This is a genomic window from Mesorhizobium sp. Root552, assembly GCF_001427285.1.
In the GTDB taxonomy this organism is placed as follows: Bacteria; Pseudomonadota; Alphaproteobacteria; order Rhizobiales; family Rhizobiaceae; genus Mesorhizobium.
Genome location: NZ_LMFV01000023.1, coordinates 236,441 through 251,443 on the forward strand (window position 1 = coordinate 236,441; position 15,003 = coordinate 251,443).

Annotated in this window: 13 protein-coding genes; 8 read left to right on the plus strand and 5 right to left on the minus strand. The window is 60.6% G+C overall.

The features are described 5' to 3' along the window. Positions 1–7: 7 nt before the first annotated feature. The 4 genes from ASD50_RS11910 to gcvA all read right to left on the minus strand — a co-directional run bounded on the left by ASD50_RS11910 (position 8) and on the right by gcvA (position 5,313). The gene (locus ASD50_RS11910) at positions 8–1,312 is read right to left on the minus strand and encodes an ABC transporter substrate-binding protein (protein ID WP_056241059.1); all 1,305 of its coding nucleotides are present in this window, start codon (positions 1,310–1,312) and stop codon (positions 8–10) included. 153 nt (positions 1,313–1,465) lie between these two features. Then, positions 1,466–2,878, minus strand: coding sequence for a hypothetical protein (locus ASD50_RS11915; protein WP_413813891.1), 1,413 nt, complete (start codon positions 2,876–2,878; stop codon positions 1,466–1,468). A gap of 37 nt (positions 2,879–2,915) precedes the next feature. Beyond that, positions 2,916–4,220, minus strand: a complete 1,305-nt coding sequence (pncB, locus tag ASD50_RS11920; RefSeq protein WP_056241062.1) for a nicotinate phosphoribosyltransferase — start codon at positions 4,218–4,220, stop codon at positions 2,916–2,918. A gap of 124 nt (positions 4,221–4,344) precedes the next feature. Continuing rightward, positions 4,345–5,313, minus strand: coding sequence for a transcriptional regulator GcvA (gene gcvA / locus ASD50_RS11925; RefSeq protein ID WP_056241064.1), 969 nt, complete (start codon positions 5,311–5,313; stop codon positions 4,345–4,347). Between the two features lie 169 nt (positions 5,314–5,482). On the opposite strand from gcvA, the gene speB reads away from it, so the two are divergent. The 6 genes from speB to ASD50_RS11955 all read left to right on the plus strand — a co-directional run bounded on the left by speB (position 5,483) and on the right by ASD50_RS11955 (position 11,350). Continuing rightward, positions 5,483–6,541 (plus strand): agmatinase, encoded by a 1,059-nt coding sequence (speB, locus tag ASD50_RS11930; RefSeq protein ID WP_056241066.1) that lies wholly within the window; start codon positions 5,483–5,485, stop codon positions 6,539–6,541. Between the two features lie 69 nt (positions 6,542–6,610). Further along, a complete protein-coding gene (locus tag ASD50_RS11935) occupies positions 6,611–7,699 on the plus strand; it encodes an ABC transporter substrate-binding protein (protein WP_056241539.1) in 1,089 nt (362 codons plus the stop codon). Positions 7,700–7,891: 192 nt separating this feature from the next. Further along, entirely contained in the window at positions 7,892–8,929 is a 1,038-nt protein-coding gene (locus ASD50_RS11940; protein WP_056241069.1) for an ABC transporter ATP-binding protein, read from the plus strand. After that, positions 8,926–9,780, plus strand: coding sequence for an ABC transporter permease (locus tag ASD50_RS11945; RefSeq protein ID WP_056241073.1), 855 nt, complete (start codon positions 8,926–8,928; stop codon positions 9,778–9,780). The genes ASD50_RS11940 and ASD50_RS11945 overlap by 4 nt, the downstream gene beginning before the upstream one ends. Continuing rightward, positions 9,777–10,574: an ABC transporter permease gene (locus ASD50_RS11950; protein WP_056241076.1), complete on the plus strand. Its 798-nt coding sequence runs from the start codon at positions 9,777–9,779 to the stop codon at positions 10,572–10,574. Before ASD50_RS11945 ends, ASD50_RS11950 begins: the two co-directional genes overlap by 4 nt. Further along, positions 10,574–11,350, plus strand: a complete 777-nt coding sequence (locus ASD50_RS11955; protein WP_156465051.1) for a carbon-nitrogen hydrolase family protein — start codon at positions 10,574–10,576, stop codon at positions 11,348–11,350. The genes ASD50_RS11950 and ASD50_RS11955 overlap by 1 nt, the downstream gene beginning before the upstream one ends. Here ASD50_RS11955 and ASD50_RS11960 read toward each other — a convergent pair. Beyond that, positions 11,337–12,743, minus strand: a complete 1,407-nt coding sequence (locus ASD50_RS11960) for an MATE family efflux transporter (protein ID WP_056241086.1) — start codon at positions 12,741–12,743, stop codon at positions 11,337–11,339. The two genes, ASD50_RS11955 and ASD50_RS11960, sit on opposite strands and share 14 nt — an antisense overlap. A 283-nt stretch (positions 12,744–13,026) precedes the next feature. On the opposite strand from ASD50_RS11960, the gene ASD50_RS11965 reads away from it, so the two are divergent. Both ASD50_RS11965 and ASD50_RS11970 read left to right on the plus strand, forming a co-directional pair. Continuing rightward, the gene (locus ASD50_RS11965; protein ID WP_056241089.1) at positions 13,027–13,689 is read left to right on the plus strand and encodes a hypothetical protein; all 663 of its coding nucleotides are present in this window, start codon (positions 13,027–13,029) and stop codon (positions 13,687–13,689) included. 9 nt (positions 13,690–13,698) lie between these two features. Continuing rightward, entirely contained in the window at positions 13,699–14,370 is a 672-nt protein-coding gene (locus ASD50_RS11970) for a hypothetical protein (protein ID WP_056241090.1), read from the plus strand. Positions 14,371–15,003: the final 633 nt, after the last annotated feature.

Consider the following 15,003-nt stretch of genomic DNA (forward strand, 5'->3'; position numbering starts at 1 on the left):
TCCCCGGTCACAGAGCCTGCGTCGTGTAGTCAGCCTCTGGTTCGTATTGCCCGTCTTCGATCGACGTCTTGTGAACCACGGTAAGCTTGCCGCCTTCGAGTTTGGAGATGTTCTGGCTGCCGAAGACCTGGTGAATCTTGCCGTTGAACACCTTCTTGCCTTGCGGATGCTCTGGCCCTTCAGCGAATTCGGTCAGTGCTTCGGTCGCCTCGATCAGCTTGGCGCGGTCTTCCGGCCCCTTGTAGCCGCTGTCTTCCATCGCCTTCTTGATAACGTAGAGTGTTTCCCAGCAGCCGAACATATGGGCGGCGGTCGACACGTCGTTGGCATCGCTTGTGGAAGCGCCGTTGTCGTCGATCCCTACTGCTGCGCGATAGGCTTTCATCGCATCGCTGTCGTCGGCCTGCGCATAGCGCGGCGCGCCTTCCCAGAAGTGACTGCCGTTGAGATATTCGAGGCCGGGGCTGTTGACGTCTACCGCTTCCAGCGAATCGATGAAGCCGAACAGCTTGGGCCCGTTCGAGCCGTAGAATTCGCCGAGTTCCTTGACGAAGGTGAGCACGGCCGGACCAACCATGACGTGATAGATGACGTCGGTTTCGGCAGGGATCTGCGGGAAGTACTTGGTGAACGAGCTTTCCGTCGGCGGAATGGCGATCTGGGCGACGACTTCCGCACCGGCGTTCTTGAGCGCCGGCGGCAGGTAGTCGCGGTGGTCGTAGCCGAAGGCATAGTCCGGGAAGACCATCGTGACCTTCTTGCCGGCATTTGCCGCGATCCACGGCGCGACCGACGTCACCTGCGCGCGCACATCGGTGATGCCTGGCTGCAGGCAATAGCGGTTCAGCTTACCGGAGGCGACATGGTAGCCTTCGCTCACCACATAGTAAGGAATCTTGAGCTCACCGGCGGTCGGTGCGGAGCCGATCACCACGTTCGAAAACAGCGTGCCGTAGACGATGTCGGTCTTGTGCTGGTTGGCGAATTTGCCGACCACCTCTGCGCCGCGGCCGGCGTCGGTGCCGTCGTCTTCGATGACGATTTCAACCTGGCGTCCATTGATGCCGCCGGCATCGTTGATCAGCTTGATCGCCGCATTGGTGGTCTTTTCGTACCAACGGCCATAGGCGGCGCCGATACCGGTGCGATGGCATTGGAAGCCGATCTTGATCGGCGCGGAGCTTTGCGCCTGAGAGTAGCGGACAAATCCGGGAGCGACGAGACCCGAGCCTGTTGCAACAAGGCCTTTGAGCGCGGTACGGCGTGTAATGCCCTTCTTGCTAAGATCGAAAAATCCCTGCCGATCAGTCATGGCATCGTTCCCTGTTTTCAGCTGTGGCCATTGAGTGGAATGCGAAATTGCACTTGTTGCAAACGGTCAAAAACATATGGCCAGAAGCTAAACCATCAAAGCCGGAACATGGCAAGAAACCATTGCGCGAAGCTTTTTGCCTTTTCACCCGACCTATCCGGCGGTAGGCGTCGCCAGCAGCCAAAGCCCGAAAATCGTATAGCCGATCATCAGCAAGGTAAGGGGAAACTGGCTGATGGCAGCCTTGACCGGTTGAGGGTGCAGGCGAAACGCAAGTCCGTGCGCGACGAGAACCGCAAGTACGTGCCCCGCGATAATCGCACCGGACTGGATGTTCCACAGAACCCATGCCGATTCCGCACCTGCTACGATTCCGGCCCCAATCTGCAGATGCGCGGTGCCGAACAGATTCCATCCGAGCCCAAACGGGTCTGATAGTGCGGCGATGGCGTATTGTCCGTCTACCAGCAGCGAAGTCAGATAGTGCGCAATGTGATAGGCAAGGGCGATCGGGACGATCGACCAGACCAGAAGCCCGGCATTTGCCAGGAGAGCAGATGAATCTCCCGCCATTTTCTGCCCTGCGGCAACGGCGAGAAGGAATATCGCAGCGAGCATGGCAAAGCTAAGCAAAAGACCGGTCGTGCTGATACCTAGCAAGGCAGTTCGACCGGGGAATTCGAGCGGATTTATTCCGTTGAGGCCAAGCCAGAAAAAAGTCTTCGACAGGCCATCGAACGATACCGACGACAGCGCTAGCAGAATGAAGGCGGTGCCGCTGGGATGCAATTTTTCCGCGCCCAGGAGCCGCGCTCCGGGCATACACAGCCGTAAGCGATTGTCCGCACCCTGCGCCACCGGGGCGAAGCGCGAGACAATGGCGAAGAAAACCGAGAGGAACTCGCCGCAGCGGCTCCATTCGCCATAGCCGAAGATCAGCATGACGATGAAAGTTGCGGACCAATAGAAGCCGACTGCAAAAGCCAGTCGCGCAGGGTCATCCGGTGCCGGGTCGACAAGCTCGAACCATGCGAAGGCGAACAGCAAAATGACTGCCGGCCAACAGCCGAGTTTTGGTGAAATCCGGGCTCGTCCCGGCGAAATCCCCGTAAATCGCCTGACCAGCCAATAGGGGCCGTACCACGGGTTGATCCATGACCACAGGTTGCCGAACAGGCCGTGCAGCAGCGTCAGTCCGATCCACACCAACGTCCAGATGGTGAGCGGCAGGGGGTTGGACAGCGGGTCGCGGCTGCCGAACAGGCCAGCGGCAATGAGAACCGCAAGAGAGATGAAGGAAAGCATGCTGGCAAGCGGGCGAAGCTTGTCCGGACAAGGAAACAACGTCAGGCGCTTGCGCCAAATCCGTTCCAGCATATCCGGCGGGAACAGGGCCAGAACGAGAAAGGATGCTCCGACCGCGAATGCCCCGCCTACGACATAGTAGCCGGTTGGCAAGAGCAGCACATGGCCGCGATCAGATGCATGGGCGAGGGCAGGTGTCGGAACGGACGCAGCGGCCAGGAGCAAGAGGGTTGCGAAACATGCCGCCGGACGAGGCCACAAACCGGAAATCACCGCAGGCGGATTGCGCAATGCTTCTTCAAACCTTCACCAGTTGCCTGACGCGGTCCTTCTCGCCGAAGATGCGCAGGTAGCGGGCAATCTCGGTCTTGTCGCCGGTGGCCTTCTCCGGATTGTCGGACAGTTTCACCGCTGGCCGCCCATTGGCTTCCGTCACCTTGCACACCAGCGAGATCGCGTTCAGCCGATCCGTCGGCACGGGCGCGCAATCCTCGAAATCGTTTGTCAGGTTGGTTCCCCAGCCGAAGGCCATGCGCACCTTGCCATGGAAATGCCGATAAGCCTCGACGATGGTTTCGACTTCCAATCCGTCGGAGAAGATCAGAATCTTGTTCCGGGGATCTTTTCCCTTCTCGCGCCACCACGAGATGATCTTCTCGCCGCCCTCGATGGGAGGCGCGCTATCGGGGCGGAAGCCGGTCCAGTCCGCCACCCAGTCCGGTGCGTCGCGCAGGAAGGCGGCGGTGCCGAACGCATCCGGCAGCACGATGAGCAGGTTGCCCCCATAGTAGCGCTGCCAATCCTGCAGCACCTTGTAGGGCGCTTCCCTGAGTTCCGCCTCGCTATCGGCGAGCGCGGCCAGTACCATGGGCAATTCGTGCGCATTGGTGCCGACGGCCTCGAGATCGTTGTCCATGGCTAGCAGCACGTTCGATGTGCCGGTGAAGGAGTCGCGGATGCCTTCCTTCAACGCCTCGACGCACCAGCGTTGCCACAGGAAGGAGTGACGGCGCCGGGTGCCGAAATCCGAAATGTTGATGCCGGGCAGTTTCTTGAGCTGTTCGGTCTTGGCCCACATCTTGGACTTGGCGCGCGCGTAAAGAACGTCGAGCGCGAACGGCCCGAATTCCTTCATTGCCGAACGTGAGCGCAGTTCGTTGATGATGGCCAGCGCCGGAATTTCCCAAAGTGTGGTGTACATCCACGGACCGGGGAAAGTCAGTTCATACTGGCCATCCCGCTTGGCCAGGTGGTATTCGGGTAGCTGGAAATCCTCCAGCCAGGCGAGGAATTCCGGCTCGAAGATCTGCTTGCGGCCATAGAAGTTGTTACCGCCCAGCCAGATCATTTCCTTCTTGCTGAAACGCAGCGTGCGCGCATGGTCTAGTTGTTCGCGCAACTCGCCTTCATCGATTTCTTCAGCCAGGCGAACCGAAGTCGTGCGATTGATGAGTGAGAAAGTCGCGTCAACCTTGGGGTACATGCCCCAGATCATCTGCAGCATCAAAAGCTTGTAGAAATCCGTATCGAGCAGGCTGCGCACGATCGGATCGAGCTTCCATGTGTGGTTGTAGACGCGCCGCGCAATGTCAGTCTTGGCCATGAGTCAAGGTTGCCTTCGCTGCTCGGAACCATGTCCGCACGATGTCTCATAGCATCGATTTTTTCAAAGTGCTGCCCGCTTTCGCCTTGGCCCGATAAAAAGAACGCCTTGTAACCGCAACGACTTAAGGCATTTCATGGTCGGCTTTCGAGGCTTGCCGTTTGCGTCGCATACCGATGCGGGAGGCAACCGAACCGCTTGGGCGGTCGTCGGCCTCTCCCTTTTCGGCAAACAGCCAGTCGATGAAGACCTGCACGATCGGAGCGGAGCGCATTTCGTTGCGGCAGATAACATAGAAGTCATCGACTGCCGGGACCGAGAGCCCAAACGGCGCCACCAGTTGCCCGCGCGCCAGAAGATCGCTCGCGGTCACCGTGTCGCCGAGCGCTACGCCGTGTCCGTGCAAAGCGGCGCCGATCGAAAGATGGGCGTCGCTGAAATATTGCCGCCGTCCGCGCTCCAGATCGAGTGCGTCGGCAGCGGCGAACCATGTGTGCCATTCGCGGCCATCATCGCCATGCAGGATGACGTGGTTGGCGAGGTCACGAATGGTGCGCAGTGGGCGTGTGTTGATCAGCGTGGGGCTGACGACAGGAAACAGCTCAAGTCCCGACCACTTGCGCAACCAGCAATCGCTCCAGCCGCCATCGCCATAGTGCAGGCAAAGGTCGATATCGGGCGAACGAATGTCCTGAGTGTCGTTGGAGCCGGTCAGTTTGAGGCGAACGTCGGGATATTGTGCGGTAAAGCTGCCGAGACGGGGGATGACCCATAGCGAAAGCAGGGCCGGCACGCAGGAAAGCGACAGCGTGCCGGTGCTGGCTGGACGCGTCAGGCGTTGCGTCGCTGCGGCGATGCCGTCAAACGCGTTCGATACCGCCGGCAAAAGTTCGGCGCCGTGTGGGGTGAGCTTGAGGCGCTGGCCGCTGCGTTCGAACATCTTGACGCCGAGCGATTGCTCCAGCGCCCTGATCTGGTGGCTGATGGCCCCATGCGTCACATGGAGTTCGCCTGCGGCCTTGGTCAGCGAGGCATGACGCGCCGTCGCCTCGAAAGCACGCAACGGATTGAGGGGCGGTAGCCGTTTTGCCATCAGTCCATCTGTTAGTTTTTCTCACAATATGACCTACAACAATATCAATTGATTTTCCACTCGTCCTCCCGGACAATTCGCAACGATCATCGGACAACACGGCATCGAGGGCTGCCAATGCCCTCTGCGCGGGTTCGTGCATGCCGTATCTCAGGGAGGAGATGCGAAGATGGGGTTCAACCAGACCAAGCTAGATGCGCTGCGCGCCAAATATGGCGAGGCTCACGGCGGCGAATTGTTCGATCCGAAGTTCCGCCGCGTTGCCGACAAGATATTCTCAAAGAGCGGCACGCGCGTTGCGCCCTACGCCGGCATGCCCACCTTCCTCGCTGCGCCCCATTGCGAGATTTCTGTTGAAAGCCCGGATTTCGGCGACTTGCAGGTCGCAATGATCGGCGTGCCAATGGATCTGGGCGTGACAAACCGCACGGGATCGCGCTTTGGCCCACGCGCGTTACGGTCCATCGAGCGCATCGGCCCATACAACCACGTGCTCGACTGCGCGCCGACCTACGAACTCAAGGTCGCCGACATCGGCGACGTACCCTTTCGCAGCCGGTACCGTCTCGAACTCAGCCATGAGGACATCGAACATCGTCTCAACCAGGTTGTTGATGCCGGCGTCATTCCGCTGTCGGTTGGCGGCGACCATTCGATCAGTCATCCGATCCTCAAGGCAGTGGGCAAGAACCGCCCCGTCGGCATGATTCACATCGACGCCCACTGCGACACCGGCGGCGCATATGATCTGACCAAATTCCATCACGGCGGCCCGTTCCGCAATGCGGTACTGGATGGCGTGCTGGACCCGACCCGCACAATTCAGATCGGCATCCGCGGTTCGTCGGAATATCTTTGGGAATTCACCTACGAATCCGGCATGACCGTCATCCATGCCGAGGAAGTCACCGGCCTTGGCATCCCGGCTATTATCGAGCGGGCGAAGAAAATCGTCGGCGATGGCCCGACCTATCTTTCCTTCGATATCGACAGCCTCGACCCGGCATTTGCTCCAGGGACGGGTACGCCGGAGGTCGGCGGCCTGACCACGCGCGAGGTCCTGGAAATCCTTCGTGGTTTGAAGGGCGTAAACCTCGTCGGTGGCGACGTTGTCGAAGTGGCGCCGCAATACGATGCAACCACCAACACCGCGCATGCAGGCGCTCAGGTGCTGTTCGAGATCTTGAGCCTGATGGTGTTCAGCCCCGCCGTGAAAGGCCGCCGTTGAAAATGACAGCGTGAACGAGAAATTCGTATAACAAGGGAACCCGGCCAAGCCGGTACAAGGGAGATGACCATGACTGATTTCACAAACAGAAATTTCAGCCGCCGCACCGTGCTTGGCGCCGGCGTTGCGGCAGTGGGCATGCTCACCATGCCGGCGGTGCTGCGCGCGCAGGATAAGTCTCTGAAAGTTGGCGTCTACGGCGGCTACTTCAAGAAGTCGTTCGACGAGCACATCTTCCCGGAATTCACCAAGGCGACCGGTATTGCCGTGGAATCCGTTGCCGAACCGACCGGCGAAGCATGGCTTGTCCAGCTTGAGCAGGCAGCCAAGGCAGGCCAGGCGCCGGCCGACCTTTCGATGATGTCGCAGACCTCGACCTTGAAGGGCCAGTCGACCGAACTGTGGCAGCCGCTAGATACCTCGAAGTTCAAGCACTATGGCGATTTGCTCGACCGCTTCGTCAACAAATATCCGGATGGCCGCGTTGCCGGCGTAGGTGCCGTGGCGTGGTACATCACCCTTGTCACCAACACCGATACATACAAGGATGCGCCAACCTCGTGGGACGCGCTTTGGGATCCGGCGAACAAGGACAAGCTCGGTCTGCTCGCGCTCGCTTCCAACTCCTTCCTGCTCGAAGTGACGGCGAAGACCTTCATGGGCGGCACCAACGCGCTGGACACCGACGAGGGATTGGAAAAAGCTTTCGCAAAGCTCGCGGAAGTGAAACCCAATGTGCGTCTCTGGTACCGCGACGAGGCCCAGTTCGAACAGGCCTTGAAGTCGGGCGAAATCCCCATGGGCCAGTATTATCATGACGTCACAGGTCTGGCGGCTGCCGACGGCTTCCATGTCCGCTCGACCTTCCCGAAAGAGGGCGGCATCCAGGATTCCGGTAACTGGGTCCTGTCGCGCGCCTCGACCAAGGTGGAAGAGGCACATGCCTTCATCGACTATATGAGCCAGCCTGCGATCCAGGGACTGATGTCGCGTAAGGTCGGCACCGCGCCTACACTCAAGCGAGAGGTTCTCGACCTCAAGCCGGAGGAGTTCGCGGCTGTGTCGTCGGATATCGAGCCGATCATCCCGCGCTACGATCTTTACACGTCCAAGTCGGACTGGATCAACCAGAAGTGGACTGAACTGATCGTCGGCTGATCATCCTTTGCCGGGCCTTGCGAAGCAGGGTAGATGAGGCGGGGAGAAGAGGCGCAATGCGCTGATCTTCTCGGCACAGGGTAAGACCCGCCTCATGCCAGCCGTGAAGCCGCTGTTGCGGCTTCACTCTTGGTCCCCAAGGGAGGGCCGGCGTGGCAGCAGAGCTGCCAGTTGCCCCTCGTAGGAGAGTTCATGTCCGGTCTTGCCATCAATGACATCACCAAGAATTTTGGTGACTTTGCCGCTGTAGATAACGTCAGCCTGTCGGTTCCCCACGGCACCTTCGTCTGCCTGCTTGGCCCGTCGGGTTGCGGCAAGACGACGTTGCTGCGCATGATTGCCGGGCTTGAGGAGCCGACCGGCGGCGCCATCGTGCTGGACGGCGACAACATTACTGCCGTGCCGACACACAAGCGCAATCTCGGCATGGTGTTCCAATCTCTGGCGCTCTTCCCACACTTGTCCGTCGGCGAAAACATCGCCTACGCCTTGCGTATTCGCGGCAGGGCCAAGGAAGAGCAACGCAAGCGCGTCGAGGAATTGTTGGCGCTGATCCATCTGCCGGGCTTTGCCGACAGGCCGGTCGCAAAACTATCCGGCGGCCAGCGCCAACGTGTCGCGATTGCGCGCGCGCTCGCCCTTTCGCCCAAGCTATTCCTGCTCGATGAGCCGCTTTCGGCGCTCGACGCCAAGCTGCGCGAAGACATGCAGGTGGAACTGCGCCAATTGCAGCAGCGACTTGGCATTACAACCGTCGTCGTCACCCACGACCAGCGCGAGGCGATGACCATGGCCGACCTTGTCGTGGTCATGGGCAAGGGCAAGATCCTGCAGGCCGCGCCGCCGATCGAGATCTATCGCAAGCCGGCTGATGCTTTCGTTGCCGACTTCATAGGCATCACCAATCTTTTGCCGATTGAAGCCGATAGCGCCGGTCGCGTAACCGTGCTTGGCACTACCGTTCCTGGTCTTGCGCTACCCGCCGGCATGGACAAGGCTTCGCTTTCCATTCGTCCGGAAGACGTCAGTATCACGGCGCCCCGAGAGGGCGCGCTTGTCGGTACCGTAAGTTTCGTGCGGGATCTCGGTGGCACCATCGAGACCTTTGTCGAGGCCGGCGGCACAACGATCATCGCCGTTGCGACTCCGCGCGAGCGACCCAACGTCAGCGTCGGCCAGAGCGTCGGGGTCGTCCTGCCGCCTGAAAGTTGCGTGGTGCTGAAGCAATGAGGCGCGAAGCCCCCAAGACGATAACCGACTACACGCCGCTTTTCTTTCCCGGCCTGATGCTGGTGGTGTTCTTCGTCGTGCCGTTTTCCACGATGATCGTTGTCAGCTTCTTCAAACGCGATCCCGCCGGCTTCTACACCCCCGATTTCGTCATCGACAACTACGCCCGCTTCCTGTCTGTCTTCTTCGGATCGGTGCTGGGCTTTTCCCTGATGCTGGCAGTCATGGTCGCGATCTGTTGCGTGGCCATCGCGTTTCCATTCACCTACCTTCTGAGCAGATGTTCGAGGCGCGTGCAAACGTTGTGGCTGGTCGGACTGCTGTCGGTTCTCTCCCTGTCCGAGGTCATCATCGGTTTTGCCTGGTCGACATTGTTTTCGCGCACAGCCGGTATTACCAACCTGTTTGTTGCCATGGGCCTGATGGAGGGACCGGTCGCGCTGCTGCCCAGTTTCTGGGCGGTGTTGACCGGCATGGTCTACCAGGCACTGCCCTACACCATCCTGGTGCTCTATCCTGCGCTTGTGCGTCTCGACCCGACCTTGCTGGAAGCCGCACGTACCCTCGGCGCATCGCCGCTGCGCGCCTTCTTCAATGTCGTCACGCCGGCATTGCGCAACACCATCGTGGCAACGCTGATCATGGTCTTCGTCTTTGCGCTCGGCTCCTACCTGTTGCCGCAAATCCTTGGCCGCCCTCAGCACTGGACGCTTTCGGTTCTGATCACCGACCAGGCGATCTACCAGTCCAATATGCCGTTTGCGGCGGCGATGGCGGTGTTCCTTGTGTTGATCTCGCTGGCGCTGGTTGGGATGACGCTTCTCGTCGGTCGCAAGGAGAATGCGCTGTGATCGCCTTGCGCCGCCTTTACTTTGCACTTGTTGCGCTGTTTCTGGCCGCCCCGCTCATCGTGGTGGCCGGGGTCTCGATCAACGAAAAGCAGGAGCTGACCTTTCCACCGCGCGGATTTTCGCTGTCGTGGTACGGCCAGATCTTCGCCGATCCGGAATGGCGTCTGGCGCTGATCCATTCGGTCACGCTTGCAGTCTGTTCTGCGGCAATCGCGGTTGCCATCGCGCTGCCTCTAGCTTGGTTCCTGTGGCGGCGGATTGCGCCATGGGCGAACATCTTCCAGGTTCTCGGCCTTGCTCCGTTCATCTTGCCGCCGGTCATCACGGCGCTCGGCTTCCTCACCTTCTGGGCGACTGTCGGGCTGTTCGGCCAGTTTTTCACGGCCATCATCAGCCACGCAATCTTCTTCGTTACCTTGCCGCTGGTGACGCTGTCGCTCGGCTTTGCCTCCATCGACCGTTCGCTGGTCGAAGCGGCAGCCACAATGGGCGCGGACGATCGCACGGTGCTGAAGACTGTCGTGCTGCCGCTGATCCTGCCCTATCTGGTGTCGGGCTACGCTTTTGCCTTCGTGCTGTCGCTCAACGAATATATCGTGGCCTACATGACCATCGGCTTCACCACCGAGACGTTGCCGATCAAGATTTTCAACGCCTTGCGTTATGGTTATACGCCGACTATGGCCTCGGTTTCGATCTTCTTCGTCGCGGTTGCCGCGCTCGTATTCGGGGCCATAGCACGCTTCGGCGACATCAGGCGCCTGCTTGGCGCCATGGGTTCGGATGGCAATTGATGCGATTGGCGATTTACCAGATGCAGGCGAAGGCCGGCGACGTTGGGGCCAATCTCACCAGTATCGAGGGGTCTATCCGAAGGGCTGCTGCGCAAGGCGCGAACCTGCTCGTCGCGCCCGAGCTTGCACTGCCGGGCTACGGCGCCGGTCCGGCCATGGCGGCGCTGGCCGAGGCTCCGGACGGCGCGAGCTGGAGACGCCTCGCCGCCGTCTCTCGCGAGACCGGCGTGGCAATCCTTGCCGGCTTTGCCGAGAAGAGTGGCGATACCGTCTACAACAGCTCATTGTTCGTCGATGGCGACGAGCCGCCCGTCGTCTACCGCAAGTCGCATCTCTACGGGCCTTATGAGCGAGGCTTGTTTGCAGCCGAGAAGCCTTCTGCACGGATCATCGAACATGCCGGCATCAGGTTCGGCATGCTGATCTGCTACGATGTCGAATTTCCCGAAAACGTCCGCCGGCTCGCCCAAGCGGGCGCGCAGGCCGCGCTGGTTCCGACGGCGTTGCCGGCAAGCGATCATGCCGATTTCATCGCCCGCAGGATGATCCCGGTGCGCGCCTTCGAGAACCAGCTTTTTGTCGCCTACGTCAATCATTGCGGCGCCGACGACCGCTTCGCCTATGCCGGTCTTTCGGGTGTAGCGGCACCCGACGGCACGCTTCTCGCTGCCGCCGGAAATGTGGTCGAGGAGCTTTTGATCGCCGACCTCGACCCGTCGGCGTTCCGGCAGGCAGCCGAACAGAACCCCTATCTGGCCGACCTCAGGTTGGGTTGAATCTCGGCACCGGCGCGAGCCAGTCGCGTTTCATCCAACGCCAGAGGAGCAGCACCGCGACCACCGCAAGCCCGGCCGAAAGGCCGATCCAGATGCCCGCGCCGGCCATGCCGTAGTGGAATGCCAAGAGCGCGCCGAGCGGCATGCCGACGCCCCAGTATCCGATCGCGGCGATGACCATCGGCACGCCGGTATCGTGCAGGCCTCGCAACATGCCGGCACCGACTGCCTGCGCGCCGTCGACGATCTGGAACAGGGCAGCGAAGATCAGGAATGTCGCAGCGATTGCCACGACCTCGGCATTGGCGATGTCGTGGACGTCTATGAAGAGCCCTATCAGCAGGTGCGGCATAGTAATCATGACCAGCGCCGACAGCGCCATGAAGCCGACCCCGACACCGTAAGCGGCCCAACCGGCCCGGCTGACGCCTGCTGCATCGCCCGCACCATAGGCAATACCGACGCGGACGGTGGCAGCCTGGTTGACGCCGAGCGGCACCATGAAACTGACCGAGCAGAGCTGGATGACGATCGCATAGGCGGCAAGCGAAGAAGCCCCGATGACCCCCATCAGAAAGGCGGCGGCGTTGAACAGCGTCGTCTCAAACGCCATCATCGCGGCAATGGGAATGCCAAGACGCATCAACTGCCGAAAGCGGGGCCAGTCGGAGCGCCAGAAGCGGCCGAACAGGCGATAGCGCCTGAAACGGCGATCCAGCGACACCACCAGGACCATGCCGACGAACATCATCAGGCTGGCTAGGCTGGTGGCGATGCCTGAGCCGACGATGCCCAGAGCCGGTGAACCGAGATGGCCGAACACCAGCGCCCAGTTGCCGAGCAGATTGACGCCGACTGCAACGAAAGCGACGACTGTCGCCCAACCCGGCCGTTCAAGCGTCGTGATGAAGGAGCGCAGCACGATGTAGAAATAGAACGGCAGCAGGCCCCATTGCAGAGCCCTGAGGTAGGCTCCTGCCTCGGCCGCCAGCGCAGGTTCCTGCCCCATCGCAAGCAGGATAGGTTCCCCGTTCCACAACAAAAGCCAGATCGGCAGGCTGATCAGCACGGCTGCCCACAGGCCCTGGCGCACGGTGCGGCGCAGCTCGCGCACGGAATGCCGGTTGCGGCCGACCGAATGAGCCATCATCGGTATCGTTGCCAGCATGAGGCCGAGGCCGAACACCATCGGCGCGAAATAGAGGTTGCTGCCGAGCGCGCCGGCGGCCAGCGTGTTGGCGCTGACACGCCCCAGGATCATGACGTCGGTGACGGTCATGGCTGTCTGGGCGAGGTTGGTGAGAACCATCGGCCAGGACAGGGCGAGTGTCGCCTTGATCTCGTCACGCCAGAGATTTTCCGGTGCTCGCGCACTGGCTTCGATCGCAGACATTGGTATCCAACTTTCGGGCGGCGCGTCGGCATGAAGCCGGAAGCCGTATTCAAGGCCGCAGAATTTCGTTCTTGCGGCGTGGAGCGTCGCTTGTGACTGACCCGCGACATTTTGTCAAGGCCTGCAACGGACGAGCGATTGAGCCAAGCGCCTTTGCCGGCGTACTCGCCGGCAGCTATCTTGTCGTCGGCTCAGTCATTCTTATACTGCGGTCCAGCAATATTTCTGGCCTGTTCTATTGCGGGGGGACATTTTGAAAAGGCAAGCGGTTAGAAGCGCCGGCATGGCGCTTACGATTTCTCTTTTTGCCGCGTGGTCGGCTCCGGCAGCAGCCGACAGCATTTGCGGCCCCGGCAAGCAGTTGGCGTCGAATGCCTGGGCCTGCGTTCCCGAATCGTCAGTCTCGCGAAGCAATTCATCCAACAACACGGCTGCCGCGATTGGCGCGGCTGCGGGCATCCTGGGCATCGTCGGCGCGCTGGCCGGACAGCTTACGCCGACAGACAATGTCGGCCAGGCTTCCCTCGATACAAAAGGCGCGGGCAATGCGAGCCGCATGATGAACAGGAGCGGCTTTCTGAATATGCAGAAAGGCAACTTCAGTCGCGCCGCGACTGCGTTCAAGCTTGCCGCTGAAAGCGCTCGCAAGGCCCAGAACTGGGACGAGGCGACGCAAAACGACAAGAACTGGTCGATCGCGGTTGCCCACGGCCACCTGCAAGCGGCGGTCAAGGCGGAAACCAAGGGCGATGTCCGCGCCGCCAGCAAGTCCTATCATGCGGCGATCGTCATGGCGCAAACCATTGGCGACAACGACCTTGTCCAGCAGTTGCAGCGCCACAACGACGATCTCGTTCGCAAGGCAAAGAAGGCGGGCAAGGCTGGGGAGACCATTCCGACCGGGTCCCAATGCGCCAATGTCAACGGCGTGCTGCGCTGCCAGTAGGGGGAAGAGATGTTGAACCGGAAGTCTTTTGGCGCAGCATGCTTTTCCGCAATTCTCGCTGGCCTCGTGTCTTCGCCGTCTCTCGCGGAGCCGGTCGATTTCAGTTGGCTGATGATCGAGAACCTGTCCGTTGTCTACAACAACTACACGTCCGGCAATCCGAATGTCGGCGCGTCGAGGACGAAGAACAAATACGACAACTCGTCGATCGGGTTTCAGGTCTTCGAGGGAGGCTCGCTGATCACGACGACGACCTTCCAGACCAAGATGTGCAAGATCGACGGGGCGTTGCAGACCCCAAGCTTCTCCTACAAGGTGGACGGCACCCAGAACGAGAACTTCAACTGCAAGATCAAGGACGAGTCGCAGCGCGGGTCGTTCAAGACCACCATCAAGGGCACCGGCAGCTATTCGGGCGGTGTCCTGAAACTGTCCGGCAAGGTCACCCAGCGCGGCACCTACACGCTTGACATCGCGACCGACAGCACCACGAGTTACGTGGTCACCAATGACCAAAGTGTCGTCGTGGTCATTGCCGGGAAAAAATGCACGCTGAAGTCCTTCTCGCTGAAGGGCAAAGCGTCCTCCAGCAGTCCGGAAACCTCGCGTCATTATGCTAGCAGGAGCGAAGACACGATGACCTATCAGGTCACGTCGAAGACGCGCTGCAAGCTGTACTGACGCTTCGCCGCATACTTATTCATCGCCACGCCCGGCTAACGCCGTCTGGCCATTGTCAAAGAACTGACCTCGGTTGAGAGGTCGGGAGGACGGGCGGCCGTTCGGTCGCTCGTTTAGATAGATAATGCGGCCTTGCGGCCGCCCGTCCGGTGGCTTCCCTCAACCAGTACACCGGCCATGCCGCAGCTCCAGCCTTGAAGGCCGACAACTGCGGGCAACACTGCGCCCGGTTCGAGGGCCGAACTTAGGGGCTCATCGCCCAGCCGCACACCGTCATGCGACCAATCCGGCACCGACGCCCTTCCCTGATACCCGGTGCGCACCAGGTCTCCCGCAAGGGCGATGGCATGAGTATGCGCTCATCACCCAGCCGCACACCGTCATGCGACCAATCCGGCACCGACGCCCTTCCCTGATACCCGGTGCGCACCAGGTCTCCCGCAAGGGCGATGGCATGAGTATGCGGGAGACACGGAGGGTGGGGATAARTGGGGTGAAGGATTTTGTGCGGAGGCGTGATTTGTCCCCTACGCGATCAGAAGCCTCACAAGAACAACACCCCCCTCTGGCCTGCCGGCCATCTCCCCCTCAAGGGGGGAGATTACCAAGATTGCCATGCTTTCATCCGGCACT